Below are 22838 nucleotides of genomic sequence, written 5' to 3' on the forward strand. Positions count from 1 at the left end.
AGGCGGGTTCAGGCACGGTGAGAGAAGATATCCGGGTCTTCATAACCCAGAAGGTCGAGCCGGGCGCGGGCGGGCATGAAATCAAAGCACGCCTGCGCCAGTTCCCTGCGGCCTTCCCGCACGAGCAGGGCCTCCATTTTTTCCCACAGGGCGTGCAGGTACAGCACATCGGACGCGGCATAGGCGAGCTGCTCGGGCTTGAGGTCCAGCGCGCCCCAGTCTGATGTCTGCTGCTGTTTACTCAGCTCAACACCCAGCATGTCCCGGCACAGGGCGGCCAGACCGTGGCGGTCTGTAAAGGTGCGGACAAGCCGGGCCGCAATCTTAGTGCAGACAATCGGGCTTACGGTGATCCCCAGCGCGTGCTGGAGAATGGCGACATCAAACCGGGCGAAATGCATGATTTTCAGCACGGAGGGGTCTGCCATCAGGCGCTTGAGGTTCGGGCAATCATACCCTTTGCCGCCGAGGGCTTCGGGGATGATCTGCACCAGATGCGCCGTGCCGTCTCCCGCGGAAATCTGCACCAGGCAGAGCCGGTCCCGATGGGGGTTGAGGCCCATGGTTTCCGTATCCACAGCAATGGAGCCCGTAAAGCTCAACCCGTCGGGCAGGTCATTACGGTGTAGAGTGATGCTTCCCTCGGAAGAGGTCCGGGATGCGTTCATGACCCGCTCCTGCCTTGTTGTTGATCAGGCTCAGACGGATACAGCCGGGATGGCGGAATGTCCATTCCGGACGCCATGCCTGAGCTTTCAGGCGATTTGATGGTGTGGGGTGTGAGGCGTTTGGGTCGCAGGGGGCAACGGACAGGTCGCAAGGAGCGGGAGCGGCGGCAGGGGAAGGCAGGAGCAGGGAGCAGCAGGGCGGTCAAGGGGTGGAGAGCGTGCCGTTTCGGGATTCCTGCAGGGCAAGCTGTGTCAGCCGGGCCTCGTTTTTTTTCAGGAAGGCGCCAAAGATGAGCATCCCGCCAATGGCCGCAATGCCGATTACAAGGCCAATCGGGCCGGAGACTTCTGAAATCTTTCGCCCCAGCGCATAGGTGCCCAGTGCATAGCCGCCCGCCCAGCAGATGCCGCCCAGCGCGTTGAACAGCATGAAGTGCTGCCAGCGCATGCGGCAGGCCCCCGCCAGCACGGCCACAAACACACGCACCACGGAAATAAAGCGCCCGCAGAACACAATGGCGCGGCCATGGTGATGAAACAGGTACTGCCCCAGAATGAGTCTCTCGGAAGTCAGACCAAGGCGCGGGCCATGTTTTTCCAATAGTGGCAGCCCCACCTTGCGGCCAATGAGATAGCCGATGTTGTCCCCGATAATGGCTCCGGCCACAGCGGCGGTGGCGACCCCTCCAATCGCGAGATGGTGGGTTTTCAGGCAGTAGAGCGAGGCGGTGATGATGCAGGCTTCAGCCGGGACCGGCACCCCCATGCTTTCCATCATGACAATCAGGGTCACAATGCTATACCCGTAGTGCTGGAGAAGCATGTCCAGATGGTGAAGCAGGGTCAGATCTCCTTGTGCCGGGGTGTTACTCCCCCCCCTTGCAGGGCCGGACGTCGGGCGGCCAGCGCCTGCTGCCGGTATCGGCAGAGGCTGTGTCTGCAGGGTTGGTTTCTGCAAGGCGGGGCAGAGCATGCCGCACTCAGCCGCAGGGCAAAAGGGCGGTTGTGGCATAGCAGGCCTTCAGAGACTCCGCCCGCCCGGGGGCGCGGCCAGTCGGGCCGCGAGAACACTGCCCGCGGACAGTTTTTTGCCGCGCACAACCGCCGTATCCAGTGCGGAGAGAAAGGCCGAGCGGTCTTTTTTTGTAAAGCTGCGCCCGCCACCCGTCATGGTGCCGGTGGAGCGGAGGTCTTCCATCAGGTTCCGCATGGCCAGCGCCATGCCGATGGCGTTTTCATCCAGAATGCGGCCGGTGGGGGTGAGCACACACGCTCCCTTCGCCACACAGCGGGCGGCCAGCGGAATATCTGAAGAAATCACGACATCATGCGCTTTGACATGCTCGGCAATCCAGTTATCCGCCTCATCCATGCCTTCCGTCACCACCACCCGCTCAATCTGCGGGGAGGCCGGGGCGGCCAGCAGGCGGTTGGACACAACCAGAGTTTTCAGCCCGTGGCGTTCGGCCACCAGATAGGTTTCATCCCGCACCGGGCAGGCATCGGCGTCTATGAAAATGCGTATCATGCCCTGAGTCCTAGGCCCTCCCGCCTGCTGTTTGCAAGGTGGCGGGGCATGGGCAGGGTGCGGCCTGCCACGGAACCTGCCGCAAGGGGGATAGCCCGCCAGTGCGAACATGCGGTAGGGAGAGGGCTGAACACGACAGCTCAAGGTTTTTCATGCGCACTCCCCGTTCTGGCCGTCCGTCCCGCCGCCCGCGTGGTGGCTCTCCCGCAGGGCGGGAGGGGGCTGCTCCTGCTGGCTCCTGCTGGCTGTTTGGCACACATGCCGTGGCGGCCGCACTGGCCAACCCGCAGCGGGTGTTTCAGCGCCTGCTGGTGACAGAGGCCGAGCATCCCGCCCTGCTGGCCGCGCGGGAGGCCGGGGCTGTTCTGCGCATTGAGCCTGAACTGGTGCAGCGCGCCCAGCTTGATGACATGCTGGGGGAAGAGGCCGTGCATCAGGGTGTGGCCGCGCTGGTCAAGGCCCTGCCGAACCTGACGCTGGAAGAAGCGCTGGAGCGCCCCGGCCCGGTGCTGGTGCTGGATCAGGTGACAGACCCGCGCAATGTGGGTGCCATCCTGCGGTCTGCCGCGGCGTTTGGCGCAGCCTGCATTGTGGTGCAGGATCGCAATGCGCCGGAAGAAACCGCCGTGCTGGCCAAGGCGGCCTCCGGCGCGCTGGAAACCGTGCCGATGGTGCGGGAAGTCAACCTCTCCCGTGCGATTGAGGCGCTGCAGAAAGGTGGGTGCTGGACTGTCGGGCTGGATGCGGGCGGTGGCCTGCTTGATGGTCCGGCCTTCAAGGGCCGCCGGGTGGCGCTGGTGCTGGGGGCGGAAGGCAAGGGCCTGCGCCGCCTGACACGGGAGAGCTGTGATGAGATTGCCGGGCTTTACATGCCCGGCGAGATGGAAAGCCTGAACGTATCTGTGGCCGCAGCCGTGGGGCTTTATGAGCTGGCGCGGGAGCGCATGCCCAGCACATACCAGCCCGCAGCCATGAAGAAGCCCACGTAATAGCCAATATCGGCCCCGCCCAGCCAGCGCGCTATGGGGCCGGTATAGAGCTCACTGCTGGAAAACAGCAGGATGGTGAGCACGGATGTAATGGCGAAAATGCTCGCCCCATACGTCCAGCCCGGCGGGACCGGGCGCGGCTGGCGGGTGCCGCAATACCAGTCAGCCAGCACAATGCCGATCCACGGCGCAATCCAGTACATCGTGACCAGCAGATAGTCCGTATACAGCGCGGTGTAGCGCCCGGCTCCGGCCACGGCTAGCCCGTAGCCCAGCAGGGCGGTCAGGATGGCGGCTGTCACACGCGGGACATGCAGCCCGGCGGAAATCAGGCTGTAGCTTGCCGTGTTGTCATTGAACGAATTGCCCGTGATGGAAGAAAGCGCGATGGCCGCCAGAGCAACGGCCCCCAGTGGCCCCATGGCCTGCTGGAGGGAGGCAATCACCGCCGTGGGGGAGGGGTTGGCCACGCTGCCCGCGCAGAGAAGCCCCAGAATCTGAAACGGGATGGCAGAGCCCAGCAGCCCGGCCAGCGCCAGCAGCACCACGCGCTTCGGGCTGGTGCTGGCAGGCAGATAACGCGTGTAATCCGAGGAATAGGAGGCCCAGGAGAGATTGAAGCTGACCAGAATGCCCGTGGCCAGCAGGAAGGTGGAAAGGCTCACCGGGTGATGCGCCGCCACGGGGGCCGCCCCCCGCACGGCAAAAACCACGCCCATCAGGATGAAGGTGGCCAGCAGCAGGGCGCCGAGGTATTTTTGCAGCGCCTGCACCACATGATGCCCGTAAATGGAGGCCACCATCTGCGCGGAGGCCAGCACGGCCAGTGCCAGCCAGAAGGGCAGGGCAACGTGCGCCAGCATCAGCAGGGCTATCAGGGCGGTGGCGGCGGGCACGTTGTTCACGGCATCCCACCCCACGCAGTAAATCCAGTTGAGAAAGGCCGGAGGGCGCACGCCCAGCCGCCCCAGTGCCCGGCGGGAGGCTTCCATCTGCGTCAGCCCCGTGGCCGGACCGATGGAGGCCGCCAGCGCAACCGGCAGCGCGCCGAGAAAATTGCCCAGCAGAACCGCCAGAAGGCCGGTTTTGAAATCCAGTCCCAGACTGACAAGCAGTGCCCCCGTCACCCAGCCGCCCGGCCCCAGATTGGGGGAGAAATGGCTCCAGAACACCTTGTCCAGCGCCATGGTTTTCTGCGCCGCAGGAACAGGCTCCCGCACGGAGGCTGCGGACAGATCTTCCATCAGCCTTCCCGGTGCGTGCCCTTCCTGCATGCCCTCTACCGGGCGTGCGCCGGGAGGGAGAGAGGGAGCCGCCGTGTCCTGCCTCCCTGTGCCGCGCGGGGTGTGAGGCTGGGGGTGGTCTGTGCCGGGGGGCTGGCCGGAGGAGGTGTTCTGGGTCATGCCGGGCGGTGTGTCCTGAAAGGCAGGGCGCGGGCGGTTCAGGACAAATCCGGTTCCGGCATGCTGCCCGCGGCCCCTGTGGGCTGGTTGGTATAATAGGCTTCTGCCAGACGGATGGGCAGCAGGTCCATAAAGCGGGAGCCGGCCACCAGCCAGTGCGGGAATACAATGCGCCGTTCATTGCGCCGCAGTCCACGCAGAATACGGCGGCTGGCGTTATCCACATCCATAAGTCCGGGCATGGGGAAGCGGTTGCGCGCCACCATGGGTGTATTGAGAAAGCCACACACCACGGAACTGAGCAGAATACCGGCCTGTTTCATGTTGCCGCCGGTGGCGACCATAAACCGGTCCACCGCCGCCTTGGCCGCGCTGTAGGCGGGCGTGCCGGGGTAGGACACCACTCCCGCCACGGAGGAAATGGCGCAGATACGCCCGCGCAGGCCATCCTGCGCGCGGGGCTGGGTGAGCATCAGCCTGAGTGCGGGCAGCACGGTGTTCAGCACGCCCTCCACATTGGTGGCAAACATCTGGCGGACCTGTGCGTCCGGCTCATAGGGGGCCATATCCGGCGCAGGGGGGCGGCGCGTGCCGCCGGTAATGCCTGCGCAGGCCAGAACCATGTCCAGCCCGCCGGTGCCCTGCACCCATTCTTCCATGGCGGAGCGGTGCGTGACATCACACAGCCGGATTTCCGCCGCCGCACCGCGGGAGATGCACTGGCGGGCGGTTTCTGTCAGGCGTTCCGCATTGCGGCCCCCCAGAAAGAGCCTGCGCCCGGGGCGGGCCAGTGTCAGCGCCAGTGAATGTCCCAGCCCGGAAGACGCACCGGTAATCAGAATGCTATCGTGTTTCATATCGCCCTCTTGATCCGAGACTGTTAGAACATTCCTCCATTATGGCACCCCGGCGGCACTTGTGGCAGAGACGCCGGATAAAGTGGTGTATTGCGAATACGGAAGAAGGTGGCGGCGGGATGTCCAGCACAGTGTCAGATCAGGAGAAGGCCATCAAACGGCGTGGGATATGTCTTGTGATTTCTGCGCCGTCGGGGGCCGGGAAATCGACCATTGCCAACGCGCTGCGGGCGGCCGAACCCAGGCTGAGACACTCCGTGTCCGTCACCACGCGGCAGATCCGCCCCGGTGAAAAGGAAGGCGTTCATTACCACTTCCGCTCCATGGAGCAGTTTGAGGACATGGCCACCAAGGGCGAGCTTCTGGAATGGGCCATTGTGTTCGGCCGGGGCTACGGCACGCCCCGCGGCCCGGTGGAAGAGGCGCTGAGTGCCGGATACGATATGGTGTTTGATATCGACTGGCAGGGCCACCTGCAGATTCGCAAGGCGCTGCCGGGGGATGTGATCAGCCTGTTCGTGCTGCCGCCCTCGCTGGAAGAGCTGGAGCGCCGCCTGCACGCCCGCGCGTCCGACCATCCGGATGAAATCGCCCGCCGCATGGCTGCTGCGCGGGATGAAATTTCCCATTGGCGCGAGTTCGATCATGTGGTGGTGAATACAGACTTGGACCGCGCGATTTTTGAAGCCCGCGCGGTGCTGACAGCCGGACGCCTGCTCACCAGACGGCAGACCGGACTGGCCGATTTCGTGAAGACATTCGGAGCCTGAAGGCTATGGATTTTTCGTCAGTCGCGGTTCTCTGTCTGGGGGATGTGATGCTGGACCGGTTCCTGTACGGAACCATGGAACGGATATCGCCCGAGGCGCCTGTGCCCGTTCTGCTGCTGGACTCCCGGCGGGAAATGCCCGGCGGGGCGGGGAACGTGGCCAATAACGTTATTTCTCTGGGTGGCTGCGCCGTTCTGGTGGGGCTGGTCGGGCAGGATGAAGCAGGCGGCTTGCTGCGCGCGGCCCTGAAGCAGCGCCCCGGCGTGGTGGATGCCACCGTGGCGTCCCCCACGCGCCCCACCATCTGCAAGACGCGGTTTATTGCCGTGCAGCAGCAGGTGGTTCGTGCGGATGAGGAAAGCCGCGAACCGCTCCAGCCTGAGGAAGCCGAGGCTCTGTGCCGCGCTGTCGATGCGCGGATTGATGGCGTGCAGGCTGTTGTGGTGTCCGATTACGGGAAAGGTGTGTGCAGCCCCGCCGTGCTGACGCATGTGTTCAGCGTGGCCCGCGCACGCGGTATTCCCGTGTTTGTTGACCCGAAAACAGCCGACTATACCCAGTATCGCGGGGCGACGTGCATCACCCCGAACGCGAAGGAACTGGCGCTGGCGTCCGGTATGCCGGTGGGCACGGAAGCCCAGGCGGAACTGGCGGCCCGTTCCGTCATGGCGCAGGCGGATGCCGCAGCCATCCTCGCGACACGCTCTGAAAAAGGCATGATGCTGATACGGCGCGATGCCCCGGCGCTTTCCGTGCCGGCCCGGGCGCGGGAAGTGTTCGATGTGTCCGGCGCGGGGGATACGGTGATAGCCACCATGGCGCTGGCCGTGGGGTCCGGCATGACGTTCGAGCAGGCCATGCGTGTGGCCAACGCCGCCGCTGGCGTGGTGGTGGGCAAGCTGGGTACTGCCACGGCGGATATTCAGGAAGTGCTGCACGAGCTGGACGAACAGTCCGGCCCGGATGACGTGCCACACCTGCTACCTCTCTCCGCCGCCTGCGCGCAGGTGCAGCGCTGGCAGAGCCGGGGGCTGAAGGTGGGCTTCACCAATGGTTGTTTTGATATTCTCCACCCCGGCCATGTCGGCCTGCTGGCGGAGGCCCGCGCAGCGTGTGATCGTCTGGTGGTCGCGCTCAACACGGATGCCAGCGTCAGTCGGCTGAAAGGCCCCACCCGGCCTGTCAACACACTGGCCTCCCGCGCACGGGTGATGTCCGCTATCCGGTATGTGGATGCCGTGGTCTCCTTTGACGATGATACGCCGCTGGAAACCATCCGCACCCTGATGCCGGATGTGCTCATCAAGGGGGCGGATTACGCGCCGGAGCAGGTTGTGGGGGCTGATATCGTGCTGGAAAAAGGTGGCCGGCTGGTGCTGGCCACTCTGGCGGAAGGCCATTCGACCACCGCGACAATCGGACGGATTCAGGACGCATGAGTCGCACACCTCTCCCAAATCCCCTGACGGACGCCCAGACGGATGGTGCTCCGCTGCCACTGATGGCGGTAAGGGACCGGTTTTCCGAATGGCTCTTTCAGAAGGCTCTGCCGTTCTGGGCTACCACGGGGTGTGATGGCACCCCGCAGGATCTGGCTCTGCTGGGTGCGCAGGAATGCCTGACACTGGATGGCCAGCCCGCCCTCCCGCCCTTCAAGCGGCTGCGGGTGCAGGCGCGGCAGCTGTTCGCGTTTTCATGGGCGGCGCTGCACGGGTGGGAGGAGGGAGTCTCCCGCGCTCATGGCATTTTCTGCTTTATGCTGCATGCGCACCGTGAGGACGGGGGGTGGGTTCGCTCGCTCACGCGGGAAGGCGCTGTGCTGGACAGCACGGCAGACCTGTATGACCTTGCTTTCGTGGTGTTCGCGCTGGCCTGGTATGGTCGGCTGGAAGGTTCCGGGCGGGCGGAAGCACTGGCGCGTGAAACGCTGGGCTGGGTGCAGCAGCACATGGCCACCCCGGAGGGCGGTTTTCTGAACTGCCTGCCGGATGATGGTTCAGCCCGGCAGCAGAACCCGCACATGCATCTGCTGGAAGCCGTGCTGGCTCTGTATGTCACCACAGGGCATGAGGCGGATCTGGCTCTGGCGCATACGCTGTACCGGCTGTTCCGCACCCGTTTTCTGGACCCTGTTACGGGCACGCTGGGTGAGTTCTTCACCTCGGACTGGCAGCCCGCAGGGGCGGAGGCCGGGCAGTGGGTGGAGCCGGGGCATCATTTTGAATGGGTCTGGCTGCTGGGTGAATATAGCCGCCTGACCGGGGTGGACACCTCGGAACCCGCCATGCGCCTGTACAGCTTTGCCACCCGCTTTGGCATGGTGCCGGAAACGGGCCGGGTGCGTGATGTGCTGACACGGAGCGGCTCCGTGCTGCGTGGTGGCTCCCGCCTGTGGGTGCAGGGGGAAGCCCTGCGCGGCGTGCTGTGTCAGGACAGGCGGGACAGCCGGGGGCTGGCCGTGCGGCTGGCGGAAAACCTGCTGGACTGCTATTTTACGGGCTGCCCGGCGGGGACATGGGTGGATCAGCTTGATGCCAGCGGTGCGCCCATGGTGACAAAAATTCCCACCAGCTCGCTCTACCATATCATTACGGCGTTTGATTCGCTGGATCAGGCGGCGCGGCAGGCGGGCAGGCCGCCGGTGCAAAAGCTTTAGGTGCGGCAGCACCCTTGCGGCCTCTTTCCCTGCGTTGCTCGGGCTCGGGGCTTGCAGAGGTGCGGGGCCGCCCGGCGCGGCGTGAAGGCCGCGCAGACTTTCGGGCGAAAGTCGGAAGACGTGTGTGCAAAGACCTGTTAGAACCAACGGCGTGAGCATGACCCAGACCCAACCCAAGCGGCAGGAAGAAGAAACGCTTCTGTCGCTCTCCCTTCGCCATCCTCCTGCCAACCTTGAAGCGGAGCAGGCGCTTCTGGGCGCGTTGCTGACAAACAACCGCGCCTATGACCGGGTTTCAGATTTTCTGACCGGCGCGCATTTTGCCAATCAGGTCAATGGCCGGATTTATGATGCCATTGCCCGCCGGATTGAAAACGGCCAGCTTGCGGACCCCGTGACCCTGCGGGCCGAGCTGGAAAATTCCGGCATGCTGAATGATGTGGGCGGCATGGCCTATCTGGCCAAACTGCTGACAGCCATGGTGGGCATTATCAACGCCGGGGATTACGGCCGCGCCATTCATGATGCGTGGATACGCCGCCAGTTGATTGATATTGGTGAGAACGTGGTGAACAGCGCCTTTGGCGCCACGTCTGACCTCTCCGGCCCGGATCAGATTGCCGCGGGGGAAGAGGCCCTGTTCCGGCTGGCTACGGAAAAGGGGCAGGATGGCGGCTTTGTGGTGTTTGACCGCGCCCTGACAGATGCCATCAAGACTGCCGAGCAGGCGTTCCGGCGCGAAGGGCATGTATCCGGCCTGACCTCCGGCCTGCGGGATCTGGACAAGAAAACCGGTGGCCTGCACCCGTCTGACCTCATGATTCTGGCAGGGCGTCCGGCCATGGGGAAAACCGCGCTGGCCACCAAAATTGCCTTCTCCGCCGCCCGTGCGCTGATGATTGAGGCGGAAGAGAAGGGACCAGGCGTGGAGCCGACCGGGACAGTGGCCATTTTCTCTCTGGAAATGTCCGCCGAACAGCTTGCAACCCGTATCCTCTCCGAACAGGCTGAGGTTTCGGGTGAAAAAATCCGCCGTGGTGACATTGGCCAGAAAGAGTTTGACCGCTTTGTGCGTGTCAGCCGTGAACTGTCCCGCCTGCCTCTGGTGATTGATGATACGCCTGCCATCTCCCTGTCCGCCATGCGCACCCGCTGCCGCCGCCTCAAGCGGACGCGCGGGCTGAGCCTTGTGGTGGTGGATTACCTCCAGCTGATGCGCCCCTCCGTCGGCACCCGCCCGGAAAGCCGCGTTCTGGAAATCTCCATGATTACACAGGGGTTAAAGGCAATTGCGAAGGAGCTGGAGGTGCCGGTTATCGCACTCTCCCAGCTCTCCCGTCAGGTGGAAAGCCGCGAAGACAAACGCCCGATGCTCTCGGATCTACGTGAATCCGGCTCGATCGAGCAGGACGCGGATTCCGTGATGTTTGTGTATCGTGACGAATATTACCTCCAGCAGCGTATGCCCAAGGAAACAGCGTTTGATTCCATGGACAAATATTCTGCTGCGCTGGATGACTGGCAGCGCAAGATGGGCCTTGTGCATAACAAGGCGGAACTTATTCTGGAAAAACAGCGTCACGGCCCCACCGGCGTCGTGCATCTGTTCTTTGAAGGTGAATACACACGCTTTGCCGATCTGGACACGCTGCATGAAGACCAGCTTCACTGAACGCACGCGTGAAGGCTCCCTGTCCTGACAGGGGCCTGACTCCTGCCTGATGTGGATCTGATCAGGCTTTTGTCATATCGTGTGGCGGCGTGTCGGAAGCTCTAGAGGCATCCGAACATGATCGTGATACGCTTACGGAATTTGCATTTCTCTTGTTCTGTTAAGCATGTTTTTCGAGGGATATCTGTCCTGAATGCAGGGGCTGCCCTTGTGTTTTCCAATGCGTTCCTGAACCCGTCTGGATCATCACGCCGGTTTGCATAACATCCCTTGTGCGGTGTTCCGATTTACAATGTTAAAGAGAATGCCGTTCAGAACGGGGAGATCATCGGTCGGAGAGGCACCATGGCTCTTCGGGAAAAGGTATGCAGAGAGGTAATTTGGTCGTCTTTCAGGTAGTAAAACCTGTGTATTTTCAGTTTTTTCACTGAGGTAATTCAGGGATTGACATTCTGACCATAATTAATTGTGTCTAAAATGACAAAATAAAGCAGAATAATTTGTATCTTTCTTGAGACGATGCTGTTAATAGTTTTTAAGAGAACATATGTTACCAAAATTTCTTCCATAAAGAGGAAAGATGCAATGGCATATACTGATGAACAAGTTAATTTATCTCTCAGCTTCATAACCAGCAACGGAGGGTATCAGACACAACATGATCCTGCCCTGACGTATGAGAAAATTCAAAAATCCCTGTCACTTTCCCCTGTTACGAAAAATATTTACGATAACATCGTTTTTGGACCGGCAGTTTTAAGAAAATCGCATAATGAGGGGAATTTGGATTACGATGATTATATGTTTTTCATTGTTGAGAGCAAAGTCCAGCCAGGATGTTACAAGGTCGCCATCCGTTCCACGACATCCGATCTGAACGCCTTTGAAGATATAGACGTTCTTCAGACATCCCCTTGGAACACCATCGATAGTGTTGCCCCCGATGATGCCCGGATCAGCCACGGCATGATGTTGACCACGACGGACATTATTGGCATGACAAGCAATAACCTGCCAGCGGAGGGAAAAACGCTTGCTGGATTTTTCAAGGATATTCTTGAAAGCAGTGCCGAACCTATCACCATAACCGTGTGCGGTCATAGTATGGCGGGGACACTGGTTCCTCTGATTGGCCTGTATCTGATAACCGAGCTGAATTCAGACAGAGCGACTGTAAACGTATTTTCTGCGGCAGGAACCACGGCCGGAAATGCTGCTTATGCCGTCTATGCCAAGGAACGTCTGAACTCTCGTCTCACGCGATTGGCAAATGACAAAGATGTTGTCACGAAAGCGTTCTCCAAGCAGGGGCTTATAGAACTGGCAACCCTCTATGAACCCGACATTGTCGAGTCTATTGTTTTCAAAAGTCTCGCCTATCTTGCCGCAGAATTTCTCGGCGTTTACGAATACACGCATACTGCATCTCCACAGGCATTTGATACGCCGATCAACCCCGCCTTTCCGACATACGCGACACAATATCCCTACCAGCATGGCACCGCTTATCTCGAACATTTCAATCTGAAAATGGTTGTTCTTGATGAAGCCCCACAAACCGATGAAGATATTGTGATTGTCTCGACGCATTAGAAATTCTATTCTATACTGTAGAGCTCTGGAGAATTTTCAGAATTCTACAGTATAGAATCTTATTTTACTTTGAGGTGCTGGTGCTGTTCACCGTCACCGGAATATGGTTTTTCTGAAAAGCCTGCCACAGGGCGAACAGGGCCTGGCTGCGCACTGTGGCTGTATCCATCCCCACACGGGCGCGGGCGGTGCCGGTCATGAGGGCGGAGCCATCCGCAACGGAGGTGATGCTCGCCGTGGGTTCGGGCTGCTCTTCCACATTCTCGCAGGCGGCCAGAGTGCTTGTCATCACATCCATGGCTTTTTGCAGGTCCGAGGTAAAGGGCAGTTGCAGCACAATGGTAAAGACCCCCGGCTTTTCCGCTCGTGTGGCATTGCGCACCGCGGAGGTGATGAACTGGGAGTTCGGCACGATCATGGTGGAGCCATCAGCCAGTTTGATGTTGGTGGACCGCACGCTGATGCGTGCGACCTCGCCATGTGCGCCGGCAATATCCACCACATCGCCAATGGAGACAGGGCGTTCGGCCATCAGGATAATGCCGGAAACAAAGTTCTGCACAATGGACTGCAAGCCAAAACCAATCCCGACGGAAAGCGCACTGACAACCCATGTCATGCTCTTGACCGTGACCCCCAGCGCGGTGGCCATGCACAGGCCGATGATAATCCAGGTACTGTAGGTCAGAATATTCAGGATGGAGGCCTGTGTGCCGATATCCAGCCGTGTGGTGGGGAAAAAACGCTGGCGGAACCAGTTTCTCACCAGACGGATGGCGTAATGGCCCAGAATGGGCAATCCGGCGCAGAGCATCATGGCATCGAGCGAGAGGTTGAAGCTGTCTTCCGTTGTTGCGCCCCGCCCGTTGAAAATAGACAGGATACGGTGGCCGACCTGTGTGGGGTCAAAATCCGCGCCGGAGGTGGCGACAGAGAACGCCACAACCAGCAGAAATACATTGATCAGCCCCGGCACAACCACGCAGGCCTGATTAACCAGCCGGGCCGGAAGACCAAGTGCGATCATCCGCGCGCCCACGGGCGCGGTGGAGGGAAACACACTGTTGCCCAGTGCCGTGGCCAGCATGGAAATCAGCAGCAGGCCGGTCATGGTGACAGCCATGACAGAAAGCCATGAGATAATGGCGTAGGCCAGCGGGATATACCCGGTGAACACCGCCGCCCAGCATACAAAGCAGATGGTGCTGGCGAGTGTTTTCAAGAACGGCACAAGGCTGGTGGAGCTGGGTGGCGCGTTATCCTCCTTTGCAGAGAGGCGGAGCTGGCGCGGAATGGCAAACAGCAGCGGGCTGACAGCCAGAGTATACAGCCCGTCCATAAGCTGGGTGGGCAGCAGGCCAAGGCTGCTTTTGGTGTCGATATAACGCAGCACCCCGCGCACGATCAGCGCTCCGGCAAACCAGACGGGAAAGAGCCGAAGGTTGCGCGCCAGTGTGTCCGACATGGGAAAAACGCGCCATTTCGGCCTGCGGGAGAACAGGCAGATCCCCATCTCCAGCGCAAAACCGCAGAGCGGGACTTGTGCTGCCACCATTTCAGCCAGAGTGTTGAGGTCATCCGACAGCGCATCATTGTTAAAACTGATGGCGCTCCATGTGATCTGGAATGCAGCCCCCCATGCCACGATACCAACAAGTGCGCAGAGTACCGCCGCGGTAATGGGGCGGACGCGCCCTGCGGGCATGAAGCGTGAAACCAGCATGCGCACCGGGGTATGGCAGAGGACATGCAGAGCCAGCAGCACTGCGGAAAGCACCATGGCTCCCAGTGTCAGCAGCGCATGGCGGCTGGAAAACGCAGCTTTCAGAACCGCGCCGCTCTCCTGCGCCAGTGCGGAAATGCGCGCTTTGTCCTGCGGTGCCGTGGCGGAAAGCTGGGACCAGAAATTGACCCCGAGCGGAGAGGGGAAGCGCTGGGTCATGGTGGCCTGCTGGATGGCCGTGCCATGCTGGCGGAGTTCCAGCAGCAATTGCTGGGCTTCAAGCTGGTACAGCCGCAGGCGGGTGATGCGTCCGGTAATATCCCGCAGGCGGGCTGTCAGCACTTTACGCTGCTGGGTGATGGACTCCGGTTCGCTGGGGTCCGGTTTGCCCAGAATATCCACAAAGCTCTGATAAACACCCTCATATGGCTTGATCTGCGCCAGCAGGGTGTCCGCCTTGGAAGAGACGGCTGTGGCGCGCCGCAGCAGCGTGGTCAGCGCGTTGCCGTTCTGCGTGACGGAATATTCTTTCTGGCTGTTCAGATAGACGGCGCGGAGTTCATCGCCCATCGCGTTCAGGGTGTCATCGGACACAAAAAGCGTGATGTCGGTAATCAGTGGGGCGGTGGGGGCCTTGGGGGGTGTTTGTGGGGCAGTGGCGGCAGGTGTGGCCGTGGCAGAGGGCGTAGCGGCTGTCTCAGCCCCCCACGCCGGAGTGCCTGAGAGCGCAGGGGAGAGCAGCCCCGCAAGAACCATGCACAGAACTGGAAAAAAAACGCGGAACGTCTTGCAGGTCATAAGTCTTCTCTAAACTCCGGCACACGGAACGTGGAGGGTCAACGTGCCAGAGAACCTGGAGGTTGCGAAGAGAAGACTGGAGCAGGGCCGGAGAACCCGCCCGGAAGGCCGGGTTTCAGGAGGGTTTTCCGGAAGAGTGTCTGGAGCGTTTTCCGGTGTGTGTCCCGGTACGCTTTCTGGCGGACTTCAGGAAGAGGATTTCCTGTGGCTTCTCTTCTTGCCGGGCTTGGCATCGGCCTTCTGGGCAACCGGACTGGTGCTTTCAGCCGTGGTGGCCGTGCTGCTGTCCTGCCGCGTTTCCTGCAGATGGTCCTTGAAACCGTACTTTTCCCACTGTGCCGGCGTGGTCATGTGGCGCGGCTCCTGCTTGCCAAAGAGCCCGCATGAGCAGAGCGCAAAAGCACATATCACCATCAGAACCGCGTTTTTCATGTCTTGTTCCTGTGTTTCAGTCCGGTTCTGCTTCTATCTCATCCGGCGGGGAGGGGGGCAAGCAGCCGCTTGAAAAAAGCTTCAGAAAAACATGTGCGCCGCCGGAGCGCGGGAGAGAGGCCGGGCCGGGTTCAGCGGCGCAGCTCCATGGTAATGGGGCCTTCACGGCGACCATGGGTGAACTGGTCCACCATCGGGTTCCCGCTGTCCATCAGGGAGCTTCCCGGCCCCTGCCAGATCAACTGGCCCTTGTAGAGCATGGCGGCTTCATCCCCGATCCGCTGGGCAGAGGCCATGTCATGCGTGATGGCAATGGCGGTGGAGCCAAGCTTTTTCACGCAGTCCACAATCAGCCCGTCAATGACAGCCCCCATAATGGGGTCCAGCCCGGTTGTGGGTTCATCAAAAAACAGGATGTCCGGCCGGGCCGCAATGGCGCGGGCAAGGCCTACACGCTTCTGCATGCCGCCGGAGAGTTCAGAGGGGTAGAGATCCCCCACGGAGGGGTCCAGCCCCACCTGTGCCAGAATGCTGCCTGCGTGGCTGCGGGCGTCCGTGCGGTTCAGCCGTTTGAGGGCGAGCAGCCCGAAGGTCACGTTTTCCCACACGGGCAGGCTGTCAAACAGCGCGGCGTTCTGGAAGAGCATGCCAATTTCGCCGCGCAGGGTTTCCTGCCGCCGGGAAGAGGCGGCCAGAATGTTCTCGCCATCAATTTCAATACTGCCGGAGTCCGGCGTGATCAGCCCCAGAATGCAGCGCAGGAGCACGGATTTGCCACTGCCGGACCCGCCGATGATCACAAAGGACGTGCCGGGCATGACATCCAGATTGATGCCATCCAGCACCTTTTTGGAACCGAAGGATTTGTGCAGATCCCGGATACGGATTTTGGGGGTGGGGCTGGTCATTGTGAGAAGAACAGATCCGTCAGGAGATAATCAAAGGCCAGCAGCAGGATGGAAGCGGCGACCACGGCGGAGGTTGTGGCGGTGCCAACGCCTTCGGCCCCGCCCTTGCTGTTATAGCCGTAATAGCAGCCCATCAGCGCGATCAGGAACCCGAACAGCGCGGCCTTGACCAGCCCGACTGTCACATCAATGGCCTTCACGGAATTCAGTGTGGCCGTGATGTAGGCATGCGGGGAAAAGCCGAGCTTGACCACGGAGACGGTAAAGCCCCCGGCAACACCCAGCACGTCCGCCACCATCACCAGCAGGGGGAGAGCCACAAGGCCCGCCAGAAGGCGCGGGGTGACCAGATATTTCATGGGGTTGGTGGAAAGGGTGCTGAGCGCATCAATCTGGTCTGTTACCCGCATGGTGCCGATCTGCGCCGCCATGGCCGCCCCCACGCGGCCCGCAACCATAAGCCCGGCCAGAACCGGCCCAAGCTCACGGGTGACAGCCAGCACCACAATGCCCGCAATGGCGTTCTGCACATGATACTGTGCGAACCCGGTGTAGGATTGCAGGGCAATCACGCCGCCGGAGAAAAGGGCTGTCAGCGCCACCACAGGCAGGGAGAAAAACCCGGTTTCCAGAAAAGAAGACAGGAATACCCGGCCGTAGAACGGGGGTCTGATAAGGTGGGAGAGCCCCGAGAGGGCAAACAGGGTGAGGGAGCCTGCGGCGCGTATCAGGCCGAGGGTAGTACGGCCCAGTCTGGCCACAAGATCGAGCAACATATCCATCCGGTCAGGCGGTCCGGTCCTGTGTTGTGGGTGAATGACAAACAGCCACAAGCCGTAGCCTGAAGTCCGGGTGCCGTCAAAGGGTGTGTCGTGCCGGAGTGGGTGCGCCTGTGCGGAAGCGTAAAATGCGGTATTGCGGCATCAGCCCGCTAAGGGCATTGGTGTGTGCCAGTTTTTAAAGTCCATCACATGGATAATGAGTAAGGCAGGAGGGCAGGAAATGCGCATAGCCATGATCGGCGGCGGGTATGTCGGGCTTGTATCAGGCGCGTGTTTTGCCGAGTTCGGTATTAATGTCGCCATTGTTGAAACCAATCCCGCGCGCCTGTCCGCCCTGCGGGAGGGCCGTATTCCCATTTACGAGCCGGGGCTGGATGCGCTGGTGGCGTCCAACAGCCAGGCAGGCCGCCTGACGTTCGGCGATGATATCGCCAGTGCCGTGGCCGGGGCCGAGGCCGTGTTCATTGCCGTGGGCACGCCGCCCCGCAATGGGGATGGCGCTGCGGACATGCAGTATGTTCACGCCGCGGCCCGCCAGATTGCGGAAGCCCTGACGGGGTATGCCGTGATTGTCACCAAATCCACCGTGCCTGTGGGCAGCAGCCGCCGCATTGCCGAAATTATCCGGCAGACCCGCCCGGATGCGGATTTTGATGTGGCTTCCAACCCGGAATTCCTGCGTGAAGGCAGCGCGATAGGCGATTTCATGCGGCCTGACCGCGTGATTATCGGGCTGGAACAGACTCGCCCCGAACGCGCCCGCCGGGCGGAAGAGGTGCTGCGCCGGGTGTATCGCCCGCTGTCTGTTATTGAAGCGCCCCTGCTGTTTACAGGGCTGGAAACGGCGGAACTGACCAAATACGCCTCCAATTCCTTCCTTGCGATGAAGATTTCCTTCATCAATGAAATGGCCGATCTGTGCGAAACGCTGGGGGCGGATGTGCAGGATCTGGCGCGTGGCATGGGGCTGGATGCCCGCATCGGGCGCAAGTTTCTGGAGCCCGGCCCCGGTTATGGCGGCTCCTGCTTCCCCAAGGATACACTGGCCCTCTCCCGCATTGCGCAGGAAGCTCACAGCGCCTGCCGTCTGGTGGAAACCACCGTGCAGGTGAACGAGGCACGCAAGGCAGGCATGGCCGGGCGCATTATTGCGGCCTGCGGTGGGTCTGTTGCGGGGAAGACGGTGGCCGTGCTGGGGCTGACCTTCAAGCCGGAAACGGATGACATGCGCGAATCTGCATCCATCCCGATTCTGCATCGTCTGGCGGAGGCCGGAGCCACCATCCGCGCGTATGACCCGGTGGGTATGGTCGCCGCGAAGCCGCTGCTGCCTGACAGCACCCTTTATTGCACCGATGCGCTGGATGCGGCGGAGCAGGCGGATGTGCTGGTGGTGCTGACGGAGTGGAACATGTTCCGCGCCCTCTCCCCCGCTGAACTGGCCCGCCGCATGCGGACCCGCACCATTGTGGACCTGCGGAATATTTTTGATCCCGCCGCCATGCGTGCCGCCGGTTTTGCGTATGAGTCCGTAGGGCGTCCGTAAGCATCGGCTCTTGAGGTGCTGGGTGTTCGCCCCCAGATGAACGGCATGATGATGGGGGAGAACGCTCTTGGCTAAACGACCAGCCCGCCAGTTTGTCTGCCGGGCCTGCGGGGCCGTGTCCTCCAAATGGGCGGGCCAGTGCGAGGCCTGCGGGGAGTGGAATACGCTCGAGGAGGTGGCGGTTGAGCCACTGGTGGCGTCCTCCCCCCGTGCCGGGAGTAGCGGGCGACGGGTGCGGCTGGAAGGGCTGGACGGCATGGCCGCCCCCCCGCCGCGCATCCAGACAGGCATTGGTGAGTTGGACCGTGTTCTGGGCGGTGGTCTGGTGCCGGCCTCTGTCGTGCTGGTGGGGGGGGACCCGGGGATCGGGAAATCCACTCTCCTGCTTCAGGCCGCGTGCAAGATGGCCGGGAAGGGCCAGCGCGTTCTGTATATCTCGGGTGAGGAAGCGGTGGACCAGATCCGCCTGCGGGCCCTGCGTCTTGGGGTGGGGGAAGCCACGCTGGACCTCGCGGCCTCGATCAACGTGGCGGATATTGTGGCCACGCTGGAAGCCGAACCGGATGTGCGGGCGGTGGTGATTGATTCCATCCAGACCATGTGGCTGGAAACGGTGGAAAGCGCGCCAGGCTCTGTCTCGCAGGTGCGGGCCTGCGCGTTTGAACTCATCCGGCTGGCCAAGCGGAAGGGCTTCAGTCTGATTCTGGTGGGGCATGTCACCAAGGAAGGCGCTCTGGCCGGCCCCCGTGTGCTGGAGCACATGGTGGATGCCGTGATGTATTTCGAGGGGGACCGGGGCCACCAGTTCCGTATTCTCCGCGCCGCCAAAAACCGCTTTGGCGCCACGGACGAAATCGGTGTGTTCGCCATGACAGACCGGGGGCTGGAGGAGGTGAGCAATCCTTCCGCCCTATTCCTTGCTGAGCGGCGCGGGAATATTGCCGGCTCCGCCGTGTTCGCGGGGCTGGAGGGCACGCGCCCGGTGCTGCTGGAAGTGCAGGCGCTGCTGGCCCCCAAAAGTGGTGACAATGCCCCCCGCCGCGCTGTGGTGGGGTGGGATAGCGGCCGCCTGTCCATGCTGCTGGCGGTGCTGGAAACGCGCTGCGGCGTGAAGCTCTCCGGCATGGATGTGTATCTGAACGTGGCGGGCGGCCTGAAAGTGGCGGAACCTGCGGCGGATCTGGCCGTGGCGGCCGCACTGATTTCCGCCGCGACGGGCATGCCCACCAGCGCGGGTGAGGTTTATTTTGGCGAGGTCGGGCTATCGGGTGAGGTGCGGCAGGTCTCACAGGCGGATGCCCGGTTGAAGGAAGCGGGCAAGCTGGGGTTTGACAAGGCCGTGCTCCCGCGCCGCATCGCCCGGGGCAGTGCCCGCACCAAGCCGCCGGAAGGGCTGACCCTGCGCGAGATCGGGCATCTGTCTGATCTGGTGACAGCGGATATGGAAGCCGAATAAAAACGGCAGGAAAAGCCGAAAAACCGTGCCTGCCCGGATTGTCAGGCAGGAGCAGGCCCGCTATAGTGCGCGCCACGGAATGCGGATGTAGTTCAATGGTAGAACGGCAGCTTCCCAAGCTGCATACGGGGGTTCGATTCCCCTCATCCGCTCCAGTTTTCCAAAAAACAGATTGAATGCGCGCCAGCCACAGTCCGTGGGCTGTGGCGTTTTGCTGCTACAGGCCTCGGCAGTGCGTTGCGAGGCGCGTTTTAGCGAACTTTGTCGAGCATATCGCCCTGAAGCGTATTGGCAGCGCGAAAGCTGTTGGGTGCGCATATGCTGTGGGAAGACCGGTTAAATGAATCAGGCCATCCAGATGCAGCGAGGTGCGGTTATGCCGCGCAACGGATGGATCATTCTCCAGATCACTCTATCCTGTCAGGGAGTTGTCCGTACGAACAGCATGAGATTTGATACGTTTCCAAAGCGTGCTTGCTGGCAGGGGTATGTGTCGTCATGGGCGAAGGGCAGCAGGACGCATGAGAAACGTTTGTCTGGAGGAAGGCGTGAGTCAGGGTCAATAAGGATCAGAAAATGGAAAATACGTTTTAAAATAAGGAATAATATCGTTTTTTATATGTCTGGCCTTTTCTCCGTATGAAAAGTGAATCTGATATTCTGGTTTTTTCAAATTTGGCAGAAGGAAATGTTCCCGCGCGTGAATCATGGCAATCAGTGCGGCGGGCTGGGGCTTTCCACAGCATGCAGAACGGACATTCCGGACAAGGGGCGCGGAAGTGGTAATCTTCTCGGGGTCACGACTTTGTGACAAGCCTGCTCCGGTGTGTGAAGGTTTGGCGTGGTTGTGGCGTGGGGCTGAGGTGGTGGATCTCCCTGATGGTATTCCGATTTTGTAGAGTTTCGGAAAATCATCAAAAAATATAGATATTTCGAAAATAATATTCAGGAGATGGTCTTCGTTCATGGCGTAGAACCAGTGCGCTGAGCGTGGGTGTGGCGGCATAATATTGCAATACCGGAACTATATAAATCGGGAAATATGGTTTTATTCTTTGGTTTTTCATGTGACTGTGTTAATGCTCTGGAGAGCCGATAATAATTGCACAAGAAAAATGGGCTTGATAATAATATAACACCGTGTAACGTTTATACCGTTATGTGCATGGTATAGTCCATAACACACCCGTCCTGATGGTCACGGTGGCAGGTATGAGCCGGACCTTACAGGAACCGGAAGCCTGTTTGCGCAGTCCTTGCGCAAAAGCGTCGTTTTGTAAAAATATGATATTTTACAAGACATTGTGGGAATTATTCTGTTTTTGTTACGGCAGATTGACGCTGCGGCTTCGTGGCAGAAATGGGCGTGCGCTTTGCTCTCATGCAGGCGCTTGCGCCGAAGCTTGGAGTGGTGAGGCATGAAACAGAATCTCGCGGCCTGCGGGCGCACTATGTGTTAAAGCATTATGCGCAATAAGGTTTATTATTTTGTTCTGGGCGGATTTTTTCTGTCTATATTTTCCGGGTCGGAAAAAGCGCAGGCGGATACCACACTGGTCTCGTTGCGTGGCCTTACGATACAGGCCGGGCTTGATATCGGGGGGTCTGCGTTTTACGTGCCGCACGTCAATTTTGGTGCGGGCTCCTATGCGCCTCGGCCATCAGGGGGCTACAGGCACACCAGAAGCCCGGTTTATGGTGAATTATACGGTAAACCGATCCTGACAGGCCGCTGGGCGCTGAAAAATGGTTTTGCCGTGATTGGTAAGGCTTCCGCCATTGGCGCCGCTACTCTGGGCGATGGCGATGCGGAGGAAGTTTCCCAGACATCAGGCACACCGCACTCGATCTATCTGGAAGAGGCCAATCTGGGTTTGGAAATACCACTCAGGCTTGCGGGCAAGCCCCAGACTCTGACAGTGCTGGGTGGCCGACAGGCTTTTGCTGTGGATGACGGATTTCTGATCGGTAAAGGGACTTACAGCTCCGGTAATCGCGGGGCATGGTGGTATGCGCCACGGTTCGCGTTCTCCGGCCCCGGTGTGATCAAGCTGGAGGGGAACCCGGTGCGTGCGGATGTTTTCATGCTGGAGAGCAATACCGATAATGATATCGACCGTGGCTACGACAGGCCAAAAACCAAATTCGTGGGGTTTGATGTCAGCTGGTTTGTCAATCGCGCCGGGGGACATGGGGAGAATACCTATGCGGACCGTGCGGCCTATGTCACGCTCACGTATTTTCATGTCACGCAGGCGGATACTTCAGCGTCTTATAACTATTCCGCCCGTTCGGACAGGGAGGGGATGAATGTGGCTTCCCTGAGCTGGGGCGGGACACTTGTTCCTATAAAACGCTTGGGCATTTCAAAAAATTTCACGTTTTATGGGAATTTTGTTTCCCAGCAGAACAGTCATGCCGGGAATGGTTATAAGTCTGTAGAAGCCTACGCCATGTTTTTTGAACCCGGCTACAGGTTCTCCATGCTGCCCTGGACCCCTTCGTTTTTTTATCGTTATACGCGCTTTGGTGGATCCCGAAATGCGCAAGGGTCTGTCAAAAGAAGTTATGACACCTTATTTCTTTACGATGGCAAACGCTACACCTATGGTGGGTACTGGCCGGGTGAAATTGTAGGTATGTACCTGGCTCCGCTTTCCAATCTGGAAGTGCATCAGCTTGATCTGACAGTCACGCCGCCGGTGCATCTGCTGCATTCCAAAGACAGCCTGAAACTGGGGCTGCATTATTATAATCTTTCCCTGCTCTACCCCACAGGGGCAGGGCTCAAGGCTGGCACGGGGCGCCATGTTTCGGATGAACTTGATATTTCAGCCGAATATACCCTGAACGCCACGACATCCGCCGCGTTGGCCGGGGGCGTTGCGTTTTCCGGCCCTGCCGGAAGAGCGCTGGCCAGAGCCGGTGTGCCGCAGGTTCAGGCCATGCCGAAAATCGGGCATCATGCAGGAATTATCGAGGGATATTTCTTCAAGCATTTTTAGAAGGCATTTCCCTTTTTCTTCCGCACAAGCAATAATCGTTTCGCGTAACCAC

At 60.3% G+C, this 22838-nt stretch carries 19 protein-coding genes and 1 tRNA gene; 10 read left to right on the plus strand and 10 right to left on the minus strand.

Annotated features, from left to right (window positions below; translation table 11 throughout):
- Positions 1 to 8: 8 nt before the first annotated feature.
- From GOB82_RS00435 to GOB82_RS00445, 3 genes are all read right to left on the minus strand, one after another.
- Positions 9 to 668: a ribonuclease D gene (locus GOB82_RS00435; protein ID WP_166118310.1), complete on the minus strand. Its 660-nt coding sequence runs from the start codon at positions 666 to 668 to the stop codon at positions 9 to 11.
- A gap of 202 nt (positions 669 to 870) precedes the next feature.
- A complete protein-coding gene (locus GOB82_RS00440; RefSeq protein WP_242007122.1) occupies positions 871 to 1680 on the minus strand; it encodes a DedA family protein in 810 nt (269 codons plus the stop codon).
- A gap of 9 nt (positions 1681 to 1689) precedes the next feature.
- A complete protein-coding gene (locus GOB82_RS00445) occupies positions 1690 to 2196 on the minus strand; it encodes a YaiI/YqxD family protein (protein ID WP_166118313.1) in 507 nt (168 codons plus the stop codon).
- A 152-nt stretch (positions 2197 to 2348) separates the two neighbouring features.
- On the opposite strand from GOB82_RS00445, the gene rlmB reads away from it, so the two are divergent.
- Complete coding sequence (rlmB, locus tag GOB82_RS00450) at positions 2349 to 3185, plus strand: 23S rRNA (guanosine(2251)-2'-O)-methyltransferase RlmB (protein WP_166118316.1); 837 nt, start codon at positions 2349 to 2351, stop codon at positions 3183 to 3185.
- Here rlmB and GOB82_RS00455 read toward each other — a convergent pair.
- Positions 3119 to 4459 carry a purine-cytosine permease family protein gene (locus tag GOB82_RS00455; protein ID WP_166119584.1) on the minus strand — a complete coding sequence of 447 codons (1341 nt, stop codon included), beginning with the start codon at positions 4457 to 4459 and terminating at the stop codon, positions 3119 to 3121. The genes rlmB and GOB82_RS00455 overlap by 67 nt on opposite strands.
- Before the next feature lie 167 nt (positions 4460 to 4626).
- The gene (locus GOB82_RS00460; protein ID WP_166118319.1) at positions 4627 to 5445 is read right to left on the minus strand and encodes an SDR family NAD(P)-dependent oxidoreductase; all 819 of its coding nucleotides are present in this window, start codon (positions 5443 to 5445) and stop codon (positions 4627 to 4629) included.
- Between the two features lie 119 nt (positions 5446 to 5564).
- Between GOB82_RS00460 and gmk the strand changes: the two genes are divergently transcribed.
- From gmk to GOB82_RS00485, 5 genes are all read left to right on the plus strand, one after another.
- Positions 5565 to 6215 carry a guanylate kinase gene (gene gmk, locus GOB82_RS00465; protein WP_166118322.1) on the plus strand — a complete coding sequence of 217 codons (651 nt, stop codon included), beginning with the start codon at positions 5565 to 5567 and terminating at the stop codon, positions 6213 to 6215.
- A gap of 5 nt (positions 6216 to 6220) precedes the next feature.
- Positions 6221 to 7654, plus strand: a complete 1434-nt coding sequence (gene rfaE1, locus GOB82_RS00470; RefSeq protein WP_166118325.1) for a D-glycero-beta-D-manno-heptose-7-phosphate kinase — start codon at positions 6221 to 6223, stop codon at positions 7652 to 7654.
- Entirely contained in the window at positions 7651 to 8871 is a 1221-nt protein-coding gene (locus tag GOB82_RS00475) for an AGE family epimerase/isomerase (RefSeq protein ID WP_166118328.1), read from the plus strand. The genes rfaE1 and GOB82_RS00475 overlap by 4 nt, the downstream gene beginning before the upstream one ends.
- A gap of 157 nt (positions 8872 to 9028) precedes the next feature.
- Entirely contained in the window at positions 9029 to 10543 is a 1515-nt protein-coding gene (locus GOB82_RS00480) for a replicative DNA helicase (protein ID WP_166118331.1), read from the plus strand.
- Between the two features lie 585 nt (positions 10544 to 11128).
- Entirely contained in the window at positions 11129 to 12136 is a 1008-nt protein-coding gene (locus GOB82_RS00485) for a lipase family protein (protein ID WP_166118334.1), read from the plus strand.
- 64 nt (positions 12137 to 12200) lie between these two features.
- Here GOB82_RS00485 and GOB82_RS00490 read toward each other — a convergent pair whose 3' ends face one another.
- The 4 genes from GOB82_RS00490 to GOB82_RS00505 all read right to left on the minus strand — a co-directional run bounded on the left by GOB82_RS00490 (position 12201) and on the right by GOB82_RS00505 (position 16779).
- The gene (locus GOB82_RS00490) at positions 12201 to 14657 is read right to left on the minus strand and encodes a mechanosensitive ion channel domain-containing protein (protein ID WP_166118337.1); all 2457 of its coding nucleotides are present in this window, start codon (positions 14655 to 14657) and stop codon (positions 12201 to 12203) included.
- A gap of 186 nt (positions 14658 to 14843) precedes the next feature.
- On the minus strand, positions 14844 to 15008 hold the full coding sequence (locus tag GOB82_RS00495; protein ID WP_166118103.1) for a hypothetical protein: 165 nt from the start codon (positions 15006 to 15008) through the stop codon (positions 14844 to 14846).
- Positions 15009 to 15220: 212 nt separating this feature from the next.
- Positions 15221 to 15997, minus strand: a complete 777-nt coding sequence (locus tag GOB82_RS00500) for an ABC transporter ATP-binding protein (RefSeq protein WP_166118341.1) — start codon at positions 15995 to 15997, stop codon at positions 15221 to 15223.
- On the minus strand, positions 15994 to 16779 hold the full coding sequence (locus tag GOB82_RS00505; protein ID WP_166118343.1) for an MlaE family ABC transporter permease: 786 nt from the start codon (positions 16777 to 16779) through the stop codon (positions 15994 to 15996). The genes GOB82_RS00500 and GOB82_RS00505 overlap by 4 nt, the downstream gene beginning before the upstream one ends.
- Positions 16780 to 16999: 220 nt before the next feature.
- Here GOB82_RS00505 and GOB82_RS00510 point away from each other — a divergent pair, with 220 nt between their 5' ends.
- The 3 genes from GOB82_RS00510 (at position 17000) to GOB82_RS00520 (ending at position 19936) form a co-directional block, all read left to right on the plus strand.
- Positions 17000 to 18325 (plus strand): UDP-glucose dehydrogenase family protein, encoded by a 1326-nt coding sequence (locus GOB82_RS00510; protein ID WP_194300321.1) that lies wholly within the window; start codon positions 17000 to 17002, stop codon positions 18323 to 18325.
- A gap of 67 nt (positions 18326 to 18392) precedes the next feature.
- Positions 18393 to 19781: a DNA repair protein RadA gene (gene radA / locus GOB82_RS00515; protein WP_166118345.1), complete on the plus strand. Its 1389-nt coding sequence runs from the start codon at positions 18393 to 18395 to the stop codon at positions 19779 to 19781.
- An 81-nt stretch (positions 19782 to 19862) separates the two neighbouring features.
- Positions 19863 to 19936 (plus strand) — tRNA-Gly (locus GOB82_RS00520).
- A 404-nt stretch (positions 19937 to 20340) separates the two neighbouring features.
- On the opposite strand, the gene GOB82_RS00525 is transcribed toward GOB82_RS00520, so the two are convergent.
- A complete protein-coding gene (locus GOB82_RS00525) occupies positions 20341 to 20748 on the minus strand; it encodes a hypothetical protein (protein ID WP_166118347.1) in 408 nt (135 codons plus the stop codon).
- Positions 20749 to 21247: 499 nt separating this feature from the next.
- Here GOB82_RS00525 and GOB82_RS00530 point away from each other — a divergent pair, with 499 nt between their 5' ends.
- Positions 21248 to 22786, plus strand: a complete 1539-nt coding sequence (locus GOB82_RS00530; RefSeq protein WP_242007123.1) for an alginate export family protein — start codon at positions 21248 to 21250, stop codon at positions 22784 to 22786.
- Positions 22787 to 22838 lie beyond the last annotated feature (52 nt).

Source organism: Acetobacter farinalis, assembly GCF_011516935.1.
GTDB classification, from domain to species: domain Bacteria; phylum Pseudomonadota; class Alphaproteobacteria; order Acetobacterales; family Acetobacteraceae; genus Acetobacter; species Acetobacter farinalis.

Bases quoted from the DNA above. Each gene is read 5' to 3' on its own strand.
- rlmB (WP_166118316.1), top strand. From the start codon at position 2,349: ATGCGCACTCCCCGTTCTGGCCGTCCGTCCCGCCGCCCGCGTGGTGGC.
- GOB82_RS00460 (WP_166118319.1), bottom strand. From the start codon at position 5,445: ATGAAACACGATAGCATTCTGATTACCGGTGCGTCTTCCGGGCTGGGA.
- GOB82_RS00500 (WP_166118341.1), bottom strand. From the start codon at position 15,997: ATGACCAGCCCCACCCCCAAAATCCGTATCCGGGATCTGCACAAATCC.
- GOB82_RS00530 (WP_242007123.1), top strand. From the start codon at position 21,248: ATGCGCAATAAGGTTTATTATTTTGTTCTGGGCGGATTTTTTCTGTCT.
- GOB82_RS00445 (WP_166118313.1), bottom strand. From the start codon at position 2,196: ATGATACGCATTTTCATAGACGCCGATGCCTGCCCGGTGCGGGATGAA.
- GOB82_RS00440 (WP_242007122.1), bottom strand. From the start codon at position 1,680: ATGCCACAACCGCCCTTTTGCCCTGCGGCTGAGTGCGGCATGCTCTGC.
- GOB82_RS00510 (WP_194300321.1), top strand. From the start codon at position 17,000: ATGCGCATAGCCATGATCGGCGGCGGGTATGTCGGGCTTGTATCAGGC.
- GOB82_RS00435 (WP_166118310.1), bottom strand. From the start codon at position 668: ATGAACGCATCCCGGACCTCTTCCGAGGGAAGCATCACTCTACACCGT.
- rfaE1 (WP_166118325.1), top strand. From the start codon at position 6,221: ATGGATTTTTCGTCAGTCGCGGTTCTCTGTCTGGGGGATGTGATGCTG.
- GOB82_RS00505 (WP_166118343.1), bottom strand. From the start codon at position 16,779: ATGGATATGTTGCTCGATCTTGTGGCCAGACTGGGCCGTACTACCCTC.
- GOB82_RS00455 (WP_166119584.1), bottom strand. From the start codon at position 4,459: ATGCAGGAAGGGCACGCACCGGGAAGGCTGATGGAAGATCTGTCCGCA.
- GOB82_RS00490 (WP_166118337.1), bottom strand. From the start codon at position 14,657: ATGACCTGCAAGACGTTCCGCGTTTTTTTTCCAGTTCTGTGCATGGTT.
- GOB82_RS00475 (WP_166118328.1), top strand. From the start codon at position 7,651: ATGAGTCGCACACCTCTCCCAAATCCCCTGACGGACGCCCAGACGGAT.
- GOB82_RS00495 (WP_166118103.1), bottom strand. From the start codon at position 15,008: ATGACCACGCCGGCACAGTGGGAAAAGTACGGTTTCAAGGACCATCTG.
- GOB82_RS00525 (WP_166118347.1), bottom strand. From the start codon at position 20,748: ATGAACGAAGACCATCTCCTGAATATTATTTTCGAAATATCTATATTT.
- gmk (WP_166118322.1), top strand. From the start codon at position 5,565: ATGTCCAGCACAGTGTCAGATCAGGAGAAGGCCATCAAACGGCGTGGG.
- GOB82_RS00480 (WP_166118331.1), top strand. From the start codon at position 9,029: ATGACCCAGACCCAACCCAAGCGGCAGGAAGAAGAAACGCTTCTGTCG.
- GOB82_RS00485 (WP_166118334.1), top strand. From the start codon at position 11,129: ATGGCATATACTGATGAACAAGTTAATTTATCTCTCAGCTTCATAACC.